Here is a 17,343-nt window from a genome sequence, read left to right on the forward strand (position 1 = left end):
TGACTGGGGCTTTCGTCGCGATGTCATGTAGGGCAAAGGCTCTGGATGACCAGCTTCGCTGTTGTAAAGCTCTTCCAGCTTTCGCTGGGATGACGGCCGGTGCATTGGTACGTTCAGCGAGGTCGAATGACGGAATGGATTCCCTCCATGCGCGAGCGCTTGCCATGCGTCTATCTCCTCGCCAGTCAGCGCAACGGCACGTTGTACGTCGGTGTCACTTCCGACCTGCCTGCACGCATCTGGCAGCACCGGAACAACGTGGTCGCTGGTTTTACCCAGCGTCATCACGTGCATGGCCTCGTCTGGTTCGAGGTGCACGACACGATGGAATCCGCGATTGCCCGCGAGAAGGCGATCAAGGCGTGGAAGCGGACGTGGAAGATCGAGCTCATCGAGAAGTCCAATCCGTATTGGCGGGATTTGTATGCGGAGATTTGCGGCTGAGCCCAGACCGTCATTCCAGCGAAAGCTGGAATCCAGTGCCTCTTCGGAGTGCGTGGAAGTCACTGGACCCCAGCTTTCGCTGGGATGACGAGTGGGGGTTACTGGCAAGCCTCGCAGTACTCGGGGTTTTCCAGCGAGCAGAACACCGCGGCATTTGCCTGCGCCTGGTCGGACGCCGCCGACACCGTGGTCTTGGCGATCTTCGTCGCCGGCCGCGAGCGCAGGTAGTAGGTGGTCTTGATGCCGGCTTTCCACGCGTACATGTACATCGAGCTCAACTGGCCGATGTTCGGGTTCTCCATGAACAGGTTCAGCGACTGGCTCTGGTCGATCCAGGCGCCGCGCGCGGCGGCCAGGTCGATCAGCGACTTCTGCGGCAGTTCCCACACGGTGCGGTAGATCTGGCGCAGGCGTTCGGGGATCGCCGCGATGCCCTGGATCGAACCTTCCGCCAGCTTGATCGCGTCGCGGATTTCGGACGTCCACAGCCCCAGTGTCTTCAGTTCATCGGCCAGATAACGGTTCACCTGCAGGAAATCGCCGGACAGCGTCTCGCGCTTGAACAGGTTCGATACCTGCGGCTCGATGCATTCGTAGCAGCCGGCGATCGAGGCGATGGTGGCGGTGGGTGCGATCGCGATCAACAGTGAGTTGCGCAGGCCATGTTGCTTGATGCGTTCGCGCAAGGCGTTCCAGCGTGCACCGTCGTGCGGTATGGCGCTTGGCCAATGATCGAACTGCAACTCGCCGTTCGCGGCGCGGCTTTCGGCGAAGCCGGGGTGCGCGCCTTCCGCCTCGGCCAGCTCGCATGACTGCGACAAGGCGTTGAAGTAGATATCCTCGGCGATGCGCGTGGACAGCGCCAGCGCCTCGGCCGAGTCGAACGGCAGCCGCAGCTTGAAGAACACGTCCTGCAGACCCATCACGCCGAGTCCGACCGGGCGCCACTTCATGTTGGCGGTACGTGCGGTATCGATCGGGTAATAGTTGAGGTCGATCACGCGGTTGAGCTGGCGCACCGCGGTGCGTACGGTGGCGGCGAGCTGGTCGAAGTCGAACGCGCCGTCGACGACGTGCCGGGCCAGATTCACCGAGCCCAGGTTGCACACCGCCGTCTCGGTCGCCGAACTCACTTCCAGGATCTCGGTGCACAGGTTGGACAAGTGAATCACATTGCCGGGTTTGGCCGTCTGGTTGCTGGTGGCGTTGCAGCGGTCCTTGAACGTCATCCAGCCGTTGCCGGTCTGCGCCAGCGTGCGCATCATGCGTGCGTACAGCTCGCGCGCCTTCACGTTTTTCACGGCGAGGCCATCGGCTTCGGCCTTGCGGTACGCCCCATCGAACGCCTCGCCCCAGCTGTCGACGAAGTGCGGCACCACCTTGGGGTCGAACAATGACCACTCGCCATCGTTCTCGACCCGGTGCATGAACTCGTCGGGAATCCAGTTCGCGAGGTTGAGGTTGTGCGCGCGACGCGCGTCGTCGCCGGTGTTGTCGCGCAGTTCGAGGAAGTCCTCGATGTCGGCGTGCCACGATTCCAGGTAGACGCAGGCGGCGCCCTTGCGCTTGCCGCCCTGGTTCACCGCGGCGACCGACGCGTCCAGCGTCTTCAGCCACGGCACCAGGCCGTTGGAATGGCCGTTGGTGCCGCGGATCAGCGAGCCGCGCGAACGCACCCGCGAATACGCCAGGCCGATGCCCCCGGCGAATTTCGACAGCTTGGCCACGTCGGCGTACTTGTCGTAGATCGACTCCAGCGAATCGCGCGGCGAGTCGAGCAGGTAGCACGAGCTCAGCTGTTCGTGCATGGTGCCGGCGTTGAACAGGGTGGGCGAGCTGGCCAGGTATTCCAGCGAGGACAGTAGCCGGTAGAGTTCCAGCGTCTCGCCGATCTCGTTGCCGCCCAGCGCGCAGGCGATGCGCATGAAGAAATGCTGCGGCGTCTCGATCACCAGGCGCCGCTGCGGATGGCGCAGCAGGTAGCGGTCGTACACCGTGCGCAGGCCGAAGTATTCGAAGTGGCGGGTGGCCAGTGGGTCGATCGCGTCGTTGAGCTTGCGCGCGTTGGCGGCCACGAAATCGCGCAGGCGCTCGTTGAGGAGGCCGAGCTCCGCGCCGCGCGCGATCGACTGCGAGTAGCTCTGGATTTCCTGACCGCTGACCTCCTTGTCGATGTACGCGCCGAGCAGGCGGGCGGCGAGCTGGCCGTACTCGGGTTCCTCCGCGGTCAGCGCGGCGGCGGTGCGGATCGAGAGCTGGTCCAGTTCGGCGGTGGTGGCGCCGTCGTACAGGCCGCCGATGGTTTTCAGGGCGACGCGCAACGGATCGACGCCGTGCAGGCCCTCGGCACTGCGGGTCACCGCACGCACGATCTTGTTGACGTCGACGGTTTCCTGGCCGCCGTTGCGCTTGGTCACGCGCATCTGCGCTGGGTTGTGTGGCGGGGTCAGCGCGAACGCGGGGTCGGCTTCGCTGGCGACGGGAGTATTGGCGCGCGCGGCGGTATCGAGGGCTTGCATGGCAGGTGGCTCCGGCTGGACATCAAACGCCTGCTCCCGCGCGCAGGGCCTGATAGCGACGGAGTCCGGGGGCGACGCGCCAGCTGGTCGCCCGACGGCAACCGGCTCCACGACGCACTTCCCCGCGGAAGCCGTCACTACGCAGCGGGACACGCTCGTCCCGCTGTGCCGGCAGGTCTTCGGACTTGCGGACGTGGATCGAGGCGATCCGCCTACTTGCGCCCGCTTCCCAGCCGCCGAGGGCCAGTGCATGTGGGCGCTTTCGTTTCCGCTTTACCGCTGCGGGGCAGTTCCGGAGTTACACCGGATTCCCTTTTGAGCCCGACCGATGTCACATCGGATCGGGCACCGACGCACACAACATATCGGGTGGCCCGGGCAGGGTCAACCCAATAACTTGTGCACAAGTCGATATGCGTGCCGCTTGCGTCGAGTGCCTGCGTGGGGGCGGCAGGGTTATAGCGCGTCGTGATCCAGCTCGCCGGTGCGGATGCGGATCACCTGCTCCAGCGTGCTGACGAAGATCTTGCCGTCGCCGATCTTGCCGGTGCGGGCGGAAGACTGGATCGCCTCGATCACGCGATCGAGCTGATCGTCGGCCACGGCCACCTCCAGCTTGATCTTGGGCAGGAAGTCGACCACGTACTCGGCGCCGCGATACAGCTCGGTATGGCCCTTCTGGCGGCCGAAACCCTTCACTTCGGTGACCGTGATGCCCTGTACGCCGACCTCGGCCAGCGCTTCGCGCACGTCGTCCAGCTTGAACGGCTTGATGATCGCCACGACGAGCTTCATGGATGGTTCCTTGAAAGATATCGGTTGGGTCGAGGCCGCATTTTGCCTGCACGATGGAGCAATGTCGCGTCGCGCGCGGCACCTGTAGGACAATCCCTACAGCTTTTGACGGAGCATACCGATGGCGCGCCCGATTTCCCTTCACCTAATATTTACCTCGACGAGCTCGAGGCGCTATCCATGATGGATAGGCAGGATATCGACAAGATTGCCCTGCGACTTGTGTCGTTGGTACCGCCAGGGGTGGCACAGGTGCATCAGGATTTGCGAACCAACTTCCAGGACGTTCTGGCGCAGGGATTGCGCCGCCTCGACCTGGTCACCCGCGAAGAATTCGACGTCCAGTCCCAGGTACTGGCGCGCACCCGCGCCAAGGTCGACGAATTGGAGCGACGCGTGGCCGAATTGGAGGCCACGCTGGCTGCCCGCGCGGGTCAGTGACAAACAGCCTCCCGGGAGCCGCCTCCGATCCGTCACCCTCACCCCGAGAACGATCGGAGGCGGTTATTTATTAGCACTGCTGGATGGAGTCGCTTGATGATCGTTTCTGTCAGCGACCCATCCTCCATGCGCCAGCGATCAGCCGCCGCATGAGTCTTGCCGTCACCCTCAGCCGCGCCCAGGAAGGGATCGCCGCACCGCAGGTGATGGTCGAGGTACACCTTTCCGGCGGCTTGCCGTGCACCAATATCGTCGGCCTGCCCGAGGCCGCGGTGCGCGAGGCGCGCGATCGCGTGCGGGTGGCGATCCAGAATACCGCCTTCGAATATCCCGGCCGCCGCGTCACCGTGAATCTGGCGCCGGCCGAGTTGCCCAAGGACGGTGGCCGTTTCGACCTGCCGATCGCGCTGGGCATCCTCGCCGCCAGCGGCCAGGTGCCGCGCGAGAAACTGGACGACTGCGAATTTCTCGGCGAGCTGGCGCTGACCGGCTCCCTGCGCGGCGTCTCCGGCGTGCTGCCGGCGCTGCTGCGCGCACGCACGCGTGGCCGGCGGGTGGTGGTGCCGCGCGCGAACGCCGCCGAGGCGGCGCTGGTCTCCGATGTGGATGTGCGCGTGGCCGACACGCTGGCCGAAGTGTGCGGCTGGTTGCGCGGCGCGCACGAATTGTCGATGCCGGTGGGCATCCCCAGCGACGGCGGCGCCGACGGCGGCCCGGACCTGGCCGACGTGCGCGGACAGTTGCAGGCGCGGCGCGCGCTGGAGATCACCGCGGTGGGCGGCCACCACCTGCTGCTGGTGGGACCGCCCGGCACCGGCAAGACCATGCTGGCCGAGCGCCTGCCCGGCATCCTGCCGCCGCTGTCGGAATCGGAGGCGCTGGAAACCTGCGCGGTGCTGTCGGTGGCTGGGCAGGTCACTGATCCGAAGCATTGGCGGCGGCGGCCGTTTCGCGCGCCGCACCACACCGCGTCGGCGGTGGCGCTGGTCGGTGGCGGTTCGTATCCGCGCCCGGGCGAGATTTCGCTGGCGCACAACGGCGTGCTGTTCCTGGACGAGTTGCCGGAGTTCAGCCGGCACGTGCTGGAGGTGCTGCGCGAGCCGATGGAATCGGGCCACATCGTGATCTCGCGGGCGGCGCGGCAGTCGGCGTTCCCGGCCCAGTTCCAGCTGGTCGCGGCGATGAATCCGTGCCCCTGCGGCTATGCCGGCGACCCGCGCTGCCAGTGCACGCCGGATCAGGTCCAGCGCTACCGCGCACGCATTTCTGGGCCGCTGCTCGACCGCATCGACCTGTGCGTGGAAGTGCCGCCGGTGCCGCTGGCCGAGCTGGGTACGCCGCGCAACGCACGCGACGAGGATTCCGCTACGGTGCGCGTGCGCGTGCTCAAGGCGCGCCGGCAGTCGCTGATGCGCGCGGGCCGGCCGAATGCCGAGATCAGCACGCGCGAACTGGAGCGCGACTGCGCGCTGGGGCCGGCCGAGCGCCGCTGGTTCGAATCGGCGCTGGAGCGGCTGGGCCTGTCCGCGCGCGCCTACCACCGCGTGCTGCGGGTGGCGCGCACGATCGCCGACCTCGACGGCGGCGCCGCCTTGCTGGAGCGCGAGCACCTGGCCGAGGCGCTGCAATACCGGAGGTTCTGAGTTTCGCCTGCCTGCTGGACGTCTCCACCGGTGCATGCTTCGATAGCGGTCTGATCTCCCCAAGGACTGCGATGACGATCGAGCTGGGCCTGATGCTCGCCGGCATGCTGATGATCGGCTTCCTGGCGCAATGGCTGGCCTGGCGGGTCAAGCTGCCGGCGATCCTGTTCCTGCTGCTGGCCGGCATCGTGCTGGGACCGGTCAGCGGCGTGCTCGATCCGGACAAGCTGCTCGGCGGGCTGTTGTTCCCGACCGTGTCGCTGGCGGTGGCGCTGATCCTGTTCGAGGGCAGCCTGACCCTGCGCTTCCATGAACTGCCGGGAATCGGCAAGGCGGTGCGCGGGCTGGTCAGTTACGGCGCGGTGGCCTCGCTGCTGCTGCTGGCGCTGGCCGCGCATCTGGTCGCCGGCCTGGCCTGGCCGATCGCGCTGCTGTTCGGCGCGCTGGCCTGCGTGACCGGGCCGACGGTGATCGCGCCGATGCTGCGCACGCTGCGCCCGAACGCGCGCATCGCCAATACGCTGCGCTGGGAAGGCATCGTGATCGATCCGTTCGGTGCGCTGTTCGCGGTGCTGGTCTACGAGGCGATCGTGTCGCGCCAGGAAGGCCACACCATCGGCATCTTCGTGGCCACCATCGGCTGCGGGGTGGTGATCGGTGCGCTGTCCGCCTGGCTGATGGCGTTCTTCCTGCGGCGCCAGATGATCCCCGAGTACCTGCAGAACTACGCCGTGCTGGCCGCGGTGCTGCTCGCCTTCAGCCTATCCAACACGATCACCCACGAGTCGGGGCTGCTGGCGGTGACGATCATGGGCATCGCGCTGGGCAACCTGCGCGGCGTGCATATCGACGACATCCTCGACTTCAAGGAAAGCCTCACCACGGTACTGGTGTCGCTGCTGTTCATCCTGCTGGCGGCGCGGCTGCACTGGCCGCTGCCGGAAGGCATGCTGGGCGCGGGCATCGCCCTGTTCGTGATCGCGCAGCTGGTGGTGCGGCCGCTGACCGTGGCGATCGCCAGTTTCGGCAGCGGCTTGAATTGGCGCGAGCGTGCGCTGATCGGCTGGGTGGCGCCGCGCGGCATCGTGGCGGCGTCGGTGTCGGCACTGTTCGCGCTGCGCCTCGGCGCACTCGGCGTGGCCGGAGCGGAGGCGCTGGTGCCGCTGGTGTTCACCCTGATCATCGGCACGGTGATCCTGCAGAGTGCCACCGCGCGGCCGCTGGCGATCTGGCTGAAGGTGGCCGAGCCGGAGCCGCGCGGCGTGCTGATCTTCGGTTCCGACCCGGTCGCCCGCGCGATCGGCAAGGCGCTGGACGAAGCCGGCTTCCGCGTGGTGCTGGCCGACGACGACTGGGACGGCATCCGGCTGGCGCGGATGGAGGGGCTCGCCACGTTCTTCGGCAACCCGGCGTCGCCGCATGCCGAACGGTACCTCGACCTCACCGGCATCGGCCGGCTGCTGGCAGTGTCCACCCATCGTGAGCGCAACTCGCTGGCCTGCGTGCATTACCGGCAGGAGTTCGGGCGCGAGAAAGTGTACCGGCTGCGCAACCTCACCCCGCAGGAGAACACCGACCGCGCAGCGCTGGCCGGCAGCCTGCTCGCCCCGCCGCTGTTCGACGAGGAGATGACCCACGGCCGCTTCGCCGAACTGCTGGCGCAGGGCTGGCGGGTCAAGTCGACCCGGCTCAGCGCCACGTTTGACTGGCCGCATTTCATCGAGCAGTACGGCTCGAACACGGTGCTGATGTTCGGCGTGGAGGAGAAAGGCGCGCTGCGGGTGGCTTCGGCCAAGCGCGAACTGGAGCCGAAGCCGGGCTGGACGGTGATCGCGCTGGTGCCTCCGGCCGAACCCAGCGCCGAGTGACAAAGTGGCAGGGGCCCGCTCGCGGGCGATGCTCTTTTCGCGGGATTCAGGACTCGATCGAGCATCGCCCGCGAGCGGGCTCCTACCTGTGCCGGACTGGCGTTACGCTGCCGAGGCCTGCTTGAACTGCGCCTCCTCGGTCGAGCCCTTCAGCGCGGTGGTCGAGGACTGGCCCTGCTGGATCGCCTGGGTCACCTGGTCGAAGTAGCCGGTGCCCACTTCGCGCTGGTGCTTCACCGCGGTGAAGCCGCGCTCGGCGGCGGCGAATTCCTTTTCCTGCAGTTCCACGAAGGCGCTCATCTGGCGCCGAGCGTAGCCGTGCGCCAGGTCGAACATGCCGTAGTTGAGGCTGTGGAAGCCGGCCAGGGTGATGAACTGGAACTTGTAGCCCATCGCGCCCAGTTCCTTCTGGAAGTTGGCGATGGTGGCGTCGTCCAGGTTCTTCTTCCAGTTGAAGCTGGGCGAGCAGTTGTAGGCCAGCAGCTTGCCGGGGAATTTCGCGTGGATCGCCTCGGCGAAGCGGCGCGCGTCGTCCAGGTTCGGCTTGCTGGTTTCGCACCAGATCAGGTCGGCGTACGGCGCGTAGGCGAGGCCGCGGCTGATCGCCTGGTCCAGCCCCGGGCGCACGCGGTAGAAGCCTTCGACGGTGCGCTCGCCGGTGATGAAGGCCCTGTCGTTCGCATCGATGTCCGAGGTGAGCAGGTCGGCGGCGTCGGCGTCGGTGCGCGCCACCAGCAGGGTCGGCACGCCGGCGACGTCGGCGGCCAGGCGCGCGGCGTTCAGCTTGTCGACGGCTTCGCGGGTCGGCACCAGCACCTTGCCGCCCATGTGGCCGCACTTCTTCACCGAGGCCAGCTGGTCCTCGAAATGCACGCCGGCGGCGCCGGCCTCGATCATCGCCTTCATCAGCTCGAACGCGTTCAGCACGCCGCCGAAGCCGGCCTCGGCGTCGGCCACGATCGGTACCAGCCAGTCGCAGTCGTCCTTGCCTTCGGCATGGTGCAGCTGGTCGGCGCGCAGCAGGGTGTTGTTGATCCGCTTGACCACCAGCGGCACCGAGTTGGCCGGGTACAGCGACTGGTCGGGATACATCTCGCCGGCCACGTTCGCGTCGGCGGCGACCTGCCAGCCGCTCAGGTAGATCGCCTGCAGGCCGGCCTTGACCTGCTGCATCGCCTGGTTGCCGGTGAGCGCGCCCAGCGCATTGACGAAGTCCTCCTGGTGCAATGACTTCCACAGCCGCTCGGCGCCGCGGCGGGCCAGCGAATGCTCGACCGCGACGGTGCCGCGCAGGCGCGCCACGTCTTCGGCGGAGTAGTTGCGCTGCACGCCGGTCCAGCGCGGGTTGTTGTTCCAGTCCAGGGTGATCTGTTCGGCGGTGGGCAGGGTGGTCTTCATGGCGTGGCTCCGGTTGTTTAAGCCCCTCTCCCTGCGGGAGAGGGGCTGGGGAGAGGGTTCGGGCGGAGCGTGCGATTCGCTCCGGGTGCGCCCTCATCCGCCCTTCGGGCACCTTCTCCCAAAGGGAGAAGGGGTGATCGTCAAAGTTGTTCGTAGGCGGGCAGGGTGAGGAAGTCGCCGAGCCGGTCGGCGTGGGTCATCGCGCTGAGCAAGGCCGCGGCAGCGTCGGCGCGGGCGGCGCCGGGGTGGTGGCTGTCGCGCAGGCGATGGGTGTGCACGGCTACGGCGTGGTCGAACAGCGCGAAGTCGATCGGCGCGTGGTCGGGGAATTCCAGGGCGCCCCCGGCCGGCGCCCTGCCGGCCGGAACATCGGCGTGATGCAGCCACTGCCACAGCTGCGCGCGGGCGATCTCGGCGGTGGCGGCGTCCTCCATCAGGTGGTGGATCGGCACGCAGCCGAGTCCGTCCAGCCAGGCCGCGGTGTAGCGCAGGCAGACCTCGACGTTGTTGTCGAAGCCGGCGCGGGTGATCGTGCCGGCCGGCGCGGCGAGCAGCTGTTCGCGGCTCACCTGCACGTCCTCGCGCAGCACGCCGAGCTGGTTCGGCGCCGGCATGTATTCGTCGAAGATCTGCTGCGCCACCGGCACCAGCGCCGGATGCGCCACCCAGGTGCCGTCGTGGCCGGCCTTGACCTCGCGCAGCTTGTCGGCGCGCACCTTGGCCAGCGCGGCCTCGTTCGCCGCTTCGTCGCCCTTGATCGGGATCTGCGCGGCCATGCCGCCCATCGCGAACGCGCCGCGGCGATGGCAGGTCTGGATCAGCAGCTCGGAATAGGCCTTGAGGAACGGCGCGGTCATCTGCACCTGGCCGCGCTCGGGCAGCAGGCGGTCGCGATGCCCGCGCAGGGTCTTCAGGTACGAGAAGATGTAGTCCCAGCGGCCGCAGTTGAGGCCGACCGCGCGGCGGCGCAGGGCGTGCAGGATTTCGTGCATCTGGAACGCCGCCGGCAGCGTCTCGATCAGCACGGTGGCCTTCATCGTGCCGAGCGGCAGCTGCAGTTCGTCCTCCGCCGCCGCCATCACCGCGTCCCACAGCGCGGCCTCTTCCATCGCTTCGAGCTTCGGCAGGTAGAAGTACGGGCCGCGGTCGCGGCGGTGCAGCGCGCGGGCGTTGTGGAAGGCGAACAGGCCAAAGTCGACCAGTGCGCCGGCCACCGCTTCGCCGTCCACGCTGAAGAACCTGTCGTGCAGGTGCCAGCCGCGCGGACGCACCACCAGCACGGCCGGGTCGTCGCCCACGCGGTAGCTCTTCCCCTCGGGCGAGGTGAACGCGATGCTGCCGTTCACCGCGTCGCGCAGGTTGAGCTGGCCGTCGAGCTGGTTGGCGAAGGTGGGCGAGGAGGAATCCTCGAAGTCGGCCATGAACACCTTCGCGCCGGAGTTCAGCGCGTTGATGATCATCTTGCGCTCGACCGGGCCGGTGATCTCGACGCGGCGGTCCTGCAGCGCGGCCGGGATCGGCGCCACGCGCCAGTCGCCGTCGCGGATCGCCGCGGTGTCGGCGCGGAAGTCCGGCAGGTCGCCGGCGTCGTAACGGGCCTGACGCTCGCGGCGGGCCTGCAGCAGCAGCCGCCGGGTGGCCTCGAAGCGGCGGTGCAGCCGGGCCAGGAAGGCCAGCGCCGCGGGAGTCAGGATGCCGGCGTAGCCGGCCGGGTCGGCGTGGATCTTGACGCTGCCGGTATCGAGTCGTTCCTGCGGGACTGCCATGGGGTCGCTCCGTGTCTGGATGACTCGAAGCTAGGCAGGAATCATGTATTTGACAAAGTGAATGTTTCAATCATTACTATGAGCATGGTCAATTGATATTCCAACACATTGAACAAGTTCGATGAAAAAGCCCACCGAAACGCTGAACAAGGCAAAAAAATCGCGTCGCAGTGCAGCAAAAAAGCAGGGCGCGGGCGGGCATGCGGGCGACGCCGGCAGCCGTTTCTATTACAAGGGCAACCGCCACAAGCAGCTGCGTGCCTTCGTCAGCGTGGTGAAGCTGGGCACGCTGACCCGCGCCGCCGAGGCGCTGTACCTGTCGCAACCCACGATCAGCCTGCAGTTGCAGGCGCTGGAGCGGGAACTCGGGGTGAGCCTGCTGGAGCGCCGGCGCCGGCGCATCAACCTCACCGACGCGGGCGAGGCGCTGTACGAGCTGGCACGGCCGCTGGTGGAGGGGTGGGACACGCTGGATCGCGACTTCCAGGCCCGCGTGAAGGGGTTGCAGGCCGGCCGGTTGACCATCGCCGCCGGCACCTCGACCATCCAGTACCTGCTGCCTGAACTGGTGCGCCGCTACCGCGAGCAGCACCCGGCCGTGCAACTGCAGCTGGCCAACGTCACCGGCAAGGATGGCCTGGCGCTGCTGCGCGCGGACGAGGCCGACTTTGCGGTCGGCTCGATGCTGGACGTGCCCAATGACATCGCCTGGGCGCCGGTGCAGCACTACGACCCGATGCTGATCCTGCCGCCGGACCATCCGCTGGCGGCGAAAGAGAGGATCACGCTGGAGGACATCTCGCCATATGGCCTGATCCTGCCGCCGCAGCGGCTGTCCACCTATCGCCTGGTCGACCTGGTGTTCCAGCAGCGCCAGGTGCCGTATCACGTGGCGATCGAGGTGGGCGGCTGGGACGTGATCAAGGAGTACGTGGCGATGGGCCTGGGCATCTCCATCGTCACCGGCATCTGCATCACCGCGGCCGACCACGCGCGGCTGGCGGTGCGCAACATGAAGCAGTACTTCCCCCAGCGCAGCTACGGCGTGGTGATGCGCAAGGGCAAGTTCCTCAGCGCCGAGGCGCGCGCCTTCGTCGACCTGATCCGGCCCGGCCTGCTGACCCATCGCGACTACGACGAGCCGGGGCATTCGGGGCGCTGAACCGCATCACGAGGCCATCCATCGTGGCCGGCTGCGGTATCGCGCTGCCCGCCTGCAGGCGGGCGTTACTCCGGGGGCACGCCGGCCAGGTCGGTCACCCATCTCGGCGACGTCGGTTCGCCGCCGTAGAACTTCCACGACCTGCCTGCGGCGATCGCCCAGCGATGGATCCAGCTGGTGCCGAGCGCGCCGGTGAATTTGTCAGCGCGCCGATAGGCGGGGTCGCGCATGGCTTCGTCGAGGTCGACGAAGCGGTAGCCGCGTGCGCGCAAGCCGGCGACGAAATCGGGGTAGGTGTCGGCATTGAGCGCATTGGCGTGCAGCAGCATCACCTGCGGCAACGCATAGCCAAGCAGCCTGATCGAGCGGTGCTCGAAGTAGTTCACCCTGCGCAGCAGGTAGGGCACGTACTGCGCGCGCAGCTTCGCCTGGGTGGCGGCATCGCCGCTGTCCAGCGCCTTGGCGTAGGCGGCGGCCCAGATCCAGTCGGAGTTGGTGACCGTGACCGGCGCGATGCGGTAACCGTGCGCGGCGAGAAAGGCGCCCATCGCCGCCTTGTCCTCCGGCGTGCGCCCGGTGCGCAGGTAAGGGTGACGGAACCATTGCGGTTCACGGCCGCGTTTGGCCAGCAGCGGGCGCAGCACACGGTCGCAGGCGAGGATGTCGTCCTCGTAGGCTTGTATGCCGACGGCGTGCAGGTCGGCATGGGTGTCGGTGTGGTTGCCCAGTTCCAGTCCGGCATCGAGCCAGGCGTCGAGCATCGCCGTGCGGTCCGCTTGCGGCTGGCCGCCGACCAGCAGACGCGCGGAGTTGACGAAACCGATGGCAGGCGTCCCCGTACCCTCGATCGCCTGCAGCAGGCGCGCGGACTCGGCCGCGATGCGCGGCGGCACCGTACCCTGCGCGGGCAGTGGCGTGTTCGGATCGAGGCTGGCCCAGGGCAGGTCGTCGAAGGTGATCGCGATGCGCCGGTCCTGGGATGCCGTGACGGCCGGCGCCGCCCTGGTCGCCGCCGGCAACAGGCACATGAGCGCGATGCAGGCCAGGTGCAGCCATCCCTTCATGTGCTTCCCCCGACGCGGCGCCGGATGCGTGCTTGAGCCGTCGCATGCGCGGCAGTGGGGTGCCGCGCGAACCGGTGCCGCGACCCTTGGTGACAGCGCCGCGGCATCGTGATGGCAGGCCCCATCCGGTCGTTCACGGCACCGATGGGCAGCGGTCGGCACGGAACTCGCAGAAGCGGTAGCGCAGTCCCAGCCCGACGGTGGTGCCCTCGTAGCGTCCGAACTGGTTCAGGCGCTGGCTGTGCCCGGCCCGGCCGACCAACTGCCAGCGGCTGAAGATGCCGACGGTCAGCTCGGCATTGACGTCAGTGGCGCGCTTCCAGTTGTCGAAAGTCTCGTCCCGCTGCTGGCCGAGCGCGGCCGACAGGTACAGCCCGGCCTCCTGGCCCAGCGAGATGTAGCTGGAAGCCGCGACGGCATAGCGCCGGTAGCGGTCGGGGCTGTAGTAGCCGTTGCGGGTGTGGCGGGTGTTGTGTTGACCCTCTGCCTGCAGGCCGAGGTCGAACATCACTCGCTCACTGCGGTACACGGCACGGGTATAGCTGGCCAGCACCGAGGCGCGGCGGTTGTCGTCGTCGAGATCGCCGCCGGCGATGCGCGCATCGAAGCGGTCGCGCAGCGTCGGCGTCCAGCGCAGGTCGGCGGCGAGGCCGTGGCACATCACCGCCAGCGCGCGCGGTGATTGGTCGATGCGGTCGCGGTCGAAGGTGAGTGCATAGAGGAAGGCGTCGCTGGCGCGTTGCGAGATCTGCAGGTGGCCGATCGTTCTGTTGTTGCTGCCGGCACCGTTGTCGGTCCGCGAATGGCCCAGCCACAGCTCCAGCGCGGTGTTGGGCGACGGTGCGAAGCGCAGGCCTGTGCCGATGCGATCCTCGTCGACGTGGTTGTCGCCGAGCAGCGGCGCGAACGGCCCGCCGAAGGTGGCCGAGTGCTCGCGTCGCGCGGCGCTGGCCAGCAATCGCCAGCGGTCGGACAGCCACAGGTTGGCATCGGCGGCGATGCCGCGAATTTCGATGTCGTCCGAATCGCTGTACAACGAAGGCGTCAGGCCGATCGAGGAGAACAGCGGCAGGCGCACTGCTTTGGCGAGGGCGATGGTGTCCTTGTCGTCCGGCTTGACCGCCTGCACGGTGGCCAGCGCCGGCAAGGCCTGGTGCGGCCATTCGCCTTGTCGCAGGATCAGGGCCTGGGTCCAGGCGTTGTCGTAGTCGTCCGGGTCGGCTGCGTAGAACGGCGTGTTGAGCGCCAGCGCGGCATCGCGACGTTCGGCCCAGGCCAGCACCCGCGCATGCAGCGCGGCGGCCTCCTTGTCGTCGGTGCCGAACCCGGCCAGCACGTCGTCCGCCTTCGCGTAGTCGCCGAGCCAGGCGAGGAAACGTGCCCGGTCGAGCCGCGCGGCATGGTCGTCCGGGTGTTTGGCGAGGTAGGCGTCGATCAGGCGCAACGCCTCACCGGTGTGCCCGGTCCAGGCAGCGTTCAGCGCCGGCTGGTAGGCGACGGCGTTCTGCGCGAAAGCCGGCTTCAGGGACATGGCGCAAGCGAGCGCGCAGGCGAGCAGGCTGGCCCGACCCAGCGCCGAAGCGCGAGCCGATGTCCGACGGCGTGGGGTCATTTGCGCCATTTCCGGTTCCTCGTGATCCAGAGGTCGCTGGCGAATCGGCCGATCGTGACGACCTCGGTGAGGATCAGCGCATAGCGCAGCGGCGTCACCAGCACGCTCTTGCCGAAGGCCTTCCAGCGCTCGCCCTTGGAGATCACCACCAGCACCATCAGCGACAGCAGCGATTCGGCCAGCACCGTGATCAGCAGCGGTTCCCACATGCGCAGCAGCGGCATCACGATCAGCGCGGTGGGAAAGCCGACCTTCTCGATCGCCGACATGAAGATGATCCAGCCCAGCGGGCGGCCGTAGCGCCGGGTGACCTCCTCGCCGAATGCCTGCCGATAGGGCTCGGCGACCTTGCGCATCTCGCGGATGTGCTCGCCGTGTTCGCCGTGCCGCTCGTGCCAGCGCCGGCGCAGCCGCGCGAAGGCCTTGAACGGGCTGCGCACCAGCGCGTCGAAGTAGTAGCAGCTTTGCAGGAACGAAGACGACCACAACGCGATCTGCCTGGGCAGATGCGTGGCCAGCGGTTCCTCGGAACGGGCGGTGACGTCGGTCAGCTGGGCGTTGCGGTAGCCTTGGTTGATCAGCGCGAAGCCGATGAAGATGTCCTCGGAATTGGTGAGGTTGTCGCCGAAATGGGGCTCGTAGCGGTCGAACAGGTCCTTGATGTATTCGCGGCGGTAGGCCACCGCGCAGCCCACCGGGTTGGTGATGCCGCCGAAAAACACCATCTGGCCGTGGAACACGAAGCCCTGCAGGTAGCGGTACAGGCAATCGCGGTAGATGTTGGTCAGGCCCCACCACATCAGCTGCAGGCGGGTGCGGCTGGACTTGGGGTCGACATACGGCTTGCCGCCGAGCACCGCGGCGTATTCCGGGGTTTCTGCCAGGCGGCGACGGTCGGACAGGCGCATCGGCAGCACGCGGCCGCAGACCGAGGCGATGCCGACGCCCTTGTACAGCTCCTCGACGCAGCGGGCGATGTAGTCGGGCGATTCCAGGAAGGTGTCGCCGTCGAGGATGAACTCGACGTCGGCGTCGAACTCGCGCGCCTGGCGCTTGAGCGTGGGCGTCTTGCCGATCGACGCCTGCCGCCGGATTACCGTGACCTTCAGGCCCAGCCGCTGCGCGGTCTGCTCGGCGCGGCTGGCGGTGCCGTCGTTGCTGCCGTCGTCGACGACGATGATGTTGTGCGGCTGGTGCGTCTGCCGCGCCACCGAGACCAGGCAATGGGCAATGTTCTCCGCCTCGCGGTAGGCGGGGATCACCACGTCCACCGTGGCGGCGCGCCAGTCCTGCGCGGGCGTCGGCACGGTCCGGTCCGGTCCGCGCAGCAATCCGACCACGCTGAGCAACGCGTTAGGACTGATGACAAACCAGGGTGCGGTGGCCATGTGTGGTCTCTGCTGAGGCGATGCGCCGTTCTTGGATGAGCTCGTCGAGCGTGTCTTCCAGCGTGTAGCGGTGCCGGAACCCGGTCAGCGTGCGCAGCCGGGTCAGCTCCGGCCGACGCCGCTGGATGTCCTCGAAATCCTCGCCGTAGGCCTTCAGGTACGGCACATGGGTGATCGGCGAATCGCTGTCGGCGCGTTCGCGGATCAGTTCGGCCAGCGCGTTCATGCTGATCTCGCGATCGTTGCCGACGTTCGCCACCAGCGCGTCGCCGCTCCCGCGCGAGGCGAGCAGGTCGAGCGCGGCCACGTTGTCGCGCACGTCGCAGAACGAGCGGGTCTGCTCGCCGGTGCCGTACACCGTGATCGGTTCGCCGCGTACCGCCTGCTCCACGAAGCGTGGCACGACCATGCCGTAGCGGCCGGTCTGGCGCGGCCCGATGGTATTGAAGAAGCGCGCCACCACCACCGGGATGCCGAATTTCTGCGCGTAGGACAGGGCCAGCGCCTCGTCGGCGATCTTGCTGACCGAATAGTTCCAGCGCGTACCGACGCGGGTGGACACGCTGAGATCCATCTCCTCGCCCAGCCGCTCCTCGTGGTGGTGGCCGTAGACCTCGGAACTGGAGGCGACCACTACCTGCGGCAGCCAGCCGCTGGCGGCAATGGTGCGGAACAACCGTTCGCAGGCGGCGATGTTGGTGGCCAGCACGCGCGTCGGCTCGGCGATCACGCGGTACACGCCGACCACGGCGGCGAGGTGATAGATGCGGTCTGCCCAGGCGGCGGCCTGCTGCAGCAGCGGCCAGGTGAGCATGTCCGCCTCGTCGAAGCGGAAGTTCGGCGACTCCTCGAAAGGTGCCAGGTTCGCGCGCAGGCCGGTCGACAAGTCGTCCACTACATGGACCTTGTGCCCGCGCGCGAGGTGCAGCGCTACCAGATGGGAGCCGATAAAACCGGCCCCGCCCGTGATCAACACGTGCATGTTGGATTCCCCTAGTAGATGCCGGCGCCTACTACGGTGCCGTTGTTCATAATGTGATCTGTATCACATTTCCATAGCGCTTTGGCAAGCACGCACCGTGCCACGCCGGGGAATCCATGCCGACAGCGGGTTTCCACCCGGCACGGTACCTTGCCGCCGCACGGGCAGGGAGTCGGGGATGGTCCGGTCGGGTCAGGAAAGGACAAGGAGCGTCGCTGGCGCATCTCGCCAGTTGCCACGGAGCCGGCCCGGTCGTCGTGC

The 17,343-nt window shown here is 67.7% G+C and carries 13 protein-coding genes and 1 riboswitch; of the genes, 5 read left to right on the forward strand and 8 right to left on the reverse strand.

Going from position 1 to position 17,343, the window contains the following annotated elements:
* Positions 1–147 precede the first annotated feature (147 nt).
* The gene (locus tag RHOOR87_RS0102735; protein ID WP_027484162.1) at positions 148–444 is read left to right on the forward strand and encodes a GIY-YIG nuclease family protein; all 297 of its coding nucleotides are present in this window, start codon (positions 148–150) and stop codon (positions 442–444) included.
* Between the two features lie 98 nt (positions 445–542).
* Here the strand turns inward: RHOOR87_RS0102735 and RHOOR87_RS0102740 are convergent, their stop codons facing one another.
* Together RHOOR87_RS0102740 and glnK are read right to left on the reverse strand one after the other, a co-directional pair.
* On the reverse strand, positions 543–2,963 hold the full coding sequence (locus tag RHOOR87_RS0102740; protein WP_027484163.1) for a ribonucleoside-diphosphate reductase subunit alpha: 2,421 nt from the start codon (positions 2,961–2,963) through the stop codon (positions 543–545).
* Between the two features lie 152 nt (positions 2,964–3,115).
* A riboswitch (cobalamin riboswitch) is annotated at positions 3,116–3,331 on the reverse strand.
* A gap of 88 nt (positions 3,332–3,419) precedes the next feature.
* Positions 3,420–3,758 carry a P-II family nitrogen regulator gene (gene glnK / locus RHOOR87_RS0102745; protein ID WP_007513650.1) on the reverse strand — a complete coding sequence of 113 codons (339 nt, stop codon included), beginning with the start codon at positions 3,756–3,758 and terminating at the stop codon, positions 3,420–3,422.
* A 180-nt stretch (positions 3,759–3,938) separates the two neighbouring features.
* On the opposite strand from glnK, the gene RHOOR87_RS0102750 reads away from it, so the two are divergent.
* From RHOOR87_RS0102750 to RHOOR87_RS0102760, 3 genes are all read left to right on the forward strand, one after another.
* Positions 3,939–4,199 carry an accessory factor UbiK family protein gene (locus RHOOR87_RS0102750; protein WP_015448938.1) on the forward strand — a complete coding sequence of 87 codons (261 nt, stop codon included), beginning with the start codon at positions 3,939–3,941 and terminating at the stop codon, positions 4,197–4,199.
* A gap of 149 nt (positions 4,200–4,348) precedes the next feature.
* Positions 4,349–5,842, forward strand: a complete 1,494-nt coding sequence (locus RHOOR87_RS0102755; RefSeq protein ID WP_027484164.1) for a YifB family Mg chelatase-like AAA ATPase — start codon at positions 4,349–4,351, stop codon at positions 5,840–5,842.
* Between the two features lie 71 nt (positions 5,843–5,913).
* The gene (locus tag RHOOR87_RS0102760; RefSeq protein ID WP_027484165.1) at positions 5,914–7,710 is read left to right on the forward strand and encodes a sodium:proton antiporter; all 1,797 of its coding nucleotides are present in this window, start codon (positions 5,914–5,916) and stop codon (positions 7,708–7,710) included.
* Positions 7,711–7,812: 102 nt separating this feature from the next.
* Here the strand turns inward: RHOOR87_RS0102760 and aceA are convergent, their stop codons facing one another.
* A complete protein-coding gene (aceA, locus tag RHOOR87_RS0102765) occupies positions 7,813–9,108 on the reverse strand; it encodes an isocitrate lyase (RefSeq protein ID WP_027484166.1) in 1,296 nt (431 codons plus the stop codon).
* A gap of 140 nt (positions 9,109–9,248) precedes the next feature.
* Positions 9,249–10,874, reverse strand: a complete 1,626-nt coding sequence (gene aceB / locus RHOOR87_RS0102770; RefSeq protein WP_027484167.1) for a malate synthase A — start codon at positions 10,872–10,874, stop codon at positions 9,249–9,251.
* 121 nt (positions 10,875–10,995) lie between these two features.
* Between aceB and RHOOR87_RS0102775 the strand changes: the two genes are divergently transcribed.
* Entirely contained in the window at positions 10,996–12,036 is a 1,041-nt protein-coding gene (locus RHOOR87_RS0102775; RefSeq protein WP_027484168.1) for a LysR family transcriptional regulator, read from the forward strand.
* 65 nt (positions 12,037–12,101) lie between these two features.
* Here RHOOR87_RS0102775 and RHOOR87_RS0102780 read toward each other — a convergent pair whose 3' ends face one another.
* The 4 genes from RHOOR87_RS0102780 to RHOOR87_RS0102795 form a co-directional block, all read right to left on the reverse strand.
* Positions 12,102–13,100, reverse strand: a complete 999-nt coding sequence (locus tag RHOOR87_RS0102780; protein WP_043795277.1) for a polysaccharide deacetylase family protein — start codon at positions 13,098–13,100, stop codon at positions 12,102–12,104.
* Positions 13,101–13,233: 133 nt separating this feature from the next.
* A complete protein-coding gene (locus RHOOR87_RS0102785) occupies positions 13,234–14,631 on the reverse strand; it encodes a hypothetical protein (protein ID WP_231381704.1) in 1,398 nt (465 codons plus the stop codon).
* Between the two features lie 77 nt (positions 14,632–14,708).
* Positions 14,709–16,100: a glycosyltransferase family 2 protein gene (locus tag RHOOR87_RS0102790; protein ID WP_027484171.1), complete on the reverse strand. Its 1,392-nt coding sequence runs from the start codon at positions 16,098–16,100 to the stop codon at positions 14,709–14,711.
* Positions 16,066–17,082 (reverse strand): NAD-dependent epimerase/dehydratase family protein, encoded by a 1,017-nt coding sequence (locus RHOOR87_RS0102795; protein WP_007513670.1) that lies wholly within the window; start codon positions 17,080–17,082, stop codon positions 16,066–16,068. Before RHOOR87_RS0102795 ends, RHOOR87_RS0102790 begins: the two co-directional genes overlap by 35 nt.
* Positions 17,083–17,343 lie beyond the last annotated feature (261 nt).

The organism is Rhodanobacter sp. OR87, assembly GCF_000473345.1.
Taxonomy (GTDB): domain Bacteria; phylum Pseudomonadota; class Gammaproteobacteria; order Xanthomonadales; family Rhodanobacteraceae; genus Rhodanobacter; species Rhodanobacter denitrificans.

Coding starts and splice junctions, on each gene's coding strand:
- RHOOR87_RS0102740 (WP_027484163.1), bottom strand. CDS start 2,963: ATGCAAGCCCTCGATACCGCCGCGCGCGCCAATACTCCCGTCGCCAGC.
- RHOOR87_RS0102735 (WP_027484162.1), top strand. CDS start 148: ATGCGCGAGCGCTTGCCATGCGTCTATCTCCTCGCCAGTCAGCGCAAC.
- RHOOR87_RS0102795 (WP_007513670.1), bottom strand. CDS start 17,082: ATGCACGTGTTGATCACGGGCGGGGCCGGTTTTATCGGCTCCCATCTG.
- RHOOR87_RS0102775 (WP_027484168.1), top strand. CDS start 10,996: ATGAAAAAGCCCACCGAAACGCTGAACAAGGCAAAAAAATCGCGTCGC.
- RHOOR87_RS0102760 (WP_027484165.1), top strand. CDS start 5,914: ATGACGATCGAGCTGGGCCTGATGCTCGCCGGCATGCTGATGATCGGC.
- RHOOR87_RS0102755 (WP_027484164.1), top strand. CDS start 4,349: ATGAGTCTTGCCGTCACCCTCAGCCGCGCCCAGGAAGGGATCGCCGCA.
- RHOOR87_RS0102785 (WP_231381704.1), bottom strand. CDS start 14,631: ATGTCCCTGAAGCCGGCTTTCGCGCAGAACGCCGTCGCCTACCAGCCG.
- glnK (WP_007513650.1), bottom strand. CDS start 3,758: ATGAAGCTCGTCGTGGCGATCATCAAGCCGTTCAAGCTGGACGACGTG.
- aceB (WP_027484167.1), bottom strand. CDS start 10,874: ATGGCAGTCCCGCAGGAACGACTCGATACCGGCAGCGTCAAGATCCAC.
- RHOOR87_RS0102790 (WP_027484171.1), bottom strand. CDS start 16,100: ATGGCCACCGCACCCTGGTTTGTCATCAGTCCTAACGCGTTGCTCAGC.
- RHOOR87_RS0102780 (WP_043795277.1), bottom strand. CDS start 13,100: ATGAAGGGATGGCTGCACCTGGCCTGCATCGCGCTCATGTGCCTGTTG.
- aceA (WP_027484166.1), bottom strand. CDS start 9,108: ATGAAGACCACCCTGCCCACCGCCGAACAGATCACCCTGGACTGGAAC.
- RHOOR87_RS0102750 (WP_015448938.1), top strand. CDS start 3,939: ATGATGGATAGGCAGGATATCGACAAGATTGCCCTGCGACTTGTGTCG.